This is a genomic window from Albidovulum sediminicola, from assembly GCF_025751575.1.
Lineage (GTDB): Bacteria > Pseudomonadota > Alphaproteobacteria > Rhodobacterales > Rhodobacteraceae > Albidovulum > Albidovulum sediminicola.
The window spans coordinates 1-2,410 of record NZ_JAOWLA010000051.1; the positions used below are offsets into that span (position 1 = coordinate 1).

The window sequence follows — 2,410 nt, forward strand, 5'->3', positions numbered from 1 at the left end:
GCCGCCTCAAGGACTGGCGCCGCGTTGCCACCCGATACGACCGCTGCCCAGAAACCTTCTTTTCCGCCATCCTGCTCGCCGCGATCGTCATCTTCTGGCTATGAATGAGAATGAGTCTGGAGCCTAGCTTCGTACTTCCGAACAGAGGAGCCGGCGGGATGGGCGGGAAGCCGTCGTTCGCTGCAAGCTAATCCAACGACCGGCATGCGGACGATCCGGTCATTCGCATCACATGCTGGGCTCCAGCCAACGCCGCGGGTAAGTGGAACTGAATGGAGCCCTCCGATTTTCGCATTCCTCGGCTAATGGTTGCGCAGCGCCGCCGGTGCCGTTGTGGGACAAAAAGAGATTGAACCGCCAATCACCGTGCGAGTTCGATCCAGACCTCCGTGATTACATGCATCGGCCACCACAGTCGCTCCTTGTCCGTCCTGAACTGCCTTGCCGCCTTCAATGCAATCTCCAGCGAGGCCAATGCCTCGTCCCGCATTCCGGCCTCGGCCTGCACCCCGGCGATATAGGCCATCCGCGTTGCTCTTTCCTCGACGCTGAGCCCCTGCGCCAACTCAAGAGCGGCCGTAATCAGGGGCATTGCCTGTTCGGCCTTTCCGGCCCGCACCAGTGTCATTGTGATCAACCAGTATGCGTAGGCCCGGTCCTCACGATCCTCGATCCTGTCCGCGAACTCTTGGGCCTTTTCCACCAGCCCGGCCCTGGCCAAGGCGCCTACGGCCGACCGAAGCGCATAGCCACGATACGATTCGCGCTCGATGGTTTCGATTGTCGCCATGGCTTCACCCGCCATCCCAACCTCGGCAAAGACCTCGACGATTTCCATAGTTGCTGACCCGCGGTAGACCTTTGACTCGATCTGGCCCACCACTTTGCGGGCGTCCTCCAGCACCGAGACCGCGCGATCGACGAAACCGGTTTGGACCAACAGCCGCGCCACATCGACCAGCCTTATTGCCCTGTCCCTCGGCGCCTCGATTGTTGTCGCGATCGCGAGCACTTCTTCCACGATCCTTCCGGCCTGTTCGTTCTCATCGGCTTCGACCTGCATTCTTGCAACCCGTACGAGCGCCGAGGATTTGTCGGCGACATCAGCGAATTCCATGGCGATCGCATAGGCCTGGGCCAGGCTGGCCCGCGCGGCATCCATCATTTCCAACCGGGTTTGCACCTCGGCAGAATAAATGAGCGCATCGAACCTTTCGTCGGAGCCGCCGATCTGATCCAACTCCTTCAGGGCGTCCTGCAGCACTTCGCTTGCGATTTCGGTGTCATCCGCTTCGGCCAGCTTCGACGCTACCTGTCTCAACGCCGATGCCCTGGCCGCCGCACCCTCGATCGACCTGGCGATGCTGCGCGCGTCAGTGAACATCCCTGCCGCGGACAGGCCCCGGCTGAGGCGTTCCAGTGCGTCCTGCCGTTGGGTCTCATCCTCGAAGGTATTTGCAAGCTCCAACCCCTCTTCGAACTTCCCGGCAAAGCCGAAAAGCTCCACGACATCGAACAGTGCTGATTCCCGACGAGGCTCTTTCGCATTCGCGGATTCGAGCGCGAGGTCCAGCAGGCAATCGATGGACGGCGATTGGAAACAGTCAGGCGGTGTCGCTGATGTCGTTCCGCCCCCGGCTGCCTGCGCGGTCAATTCACCCGGTTCCAGTGCAGGGCCGAGAGGGTCGTGCCCCAAGATCACGCGGAAAGACGCCTCATCGACGAAACCGGACGGAAAGATCCCGTTCCGCCTCTGCAGCTCTACGATTGCCCGCCGAACGCTTGCGTCGAAGCCTTTCTCGGGAAGGGCGTCCAGCAATCCGAGCGATCGCAAGCCGGTCAGGATTCTCTTTTCCTGCGCCTGTTCGAACCGAAGCGTCATTTCCTGGTTGAAGTGCTCAAAGGCGACGCCAAACTGGTCATAATCATTGCCATGGAACGCGGTGAACACGGTCGTCGCCGGGGTTCCCGTTTCGTCGATCCAGTCGAGCTGACCGTCCCTTGCGACCAGATCGTAACAGCCCTCGATTTCTTGTTCGGTATCGAACAGGCAGATACTGTTGCTGGTCAGCTGATAGTCGAAATCAATCGGGTCCGCGCAGAAACCGGGCAAGCAGAAATTCATGACATTCCGATCCTGGGCGAAGGACCAGATCGACAAGCCGAGGAACAAGATTTCGTCCATACCGTCATATTGAACCCGGTAATCGAGGCCGAGGAGCAGGACGTCCTGCTCGAGTACAATACCGAGGCTGGACGACGTGACGGCATCGAGTGCGAAACTGTCCGTCGTCAGAAGATTTGGGACACGAGTGGCTGATCTGGAACGGAGGGCCTGGCTCGTTTGGGTTTCAGTTTATGCTGCGGTCTGGCGATGCAGCAAGCGGCGCTTCTCGATGGTTTTGGCCTT

Annotated in this window: 1 protein-coding gene and 1 pseudogene; one reads left to right on the forward strand and one right to left on the reverse strand. The window is 59.9% G+C overall.

What is annotated here, in order from left to right; genetic code table 11:
• A pseudogene (locus tag OE647_RS19985) lies at window positions 1-104 on the forward strand (IS5/IS1182 family transposase); the annotation flags it as partial.
• Between the two features lie 257 nt (window positions 105-361).
• Here the strand turns inward: OE647_RS19985 and OE647_RS19990 are convergent.
• Complete coding sequence (locus OE647_RS19990) at window positions 362-2,185, reverse strand: tetratricopeptide repeat protein (protein WP_263723526.1); 1,824 nt, start codon at window positions 2,183-2,185, stop codon at window positions 362-364.
• Between the last annotated feature and the right edge of the window lie 225 nt (window positions 2,186-2,410).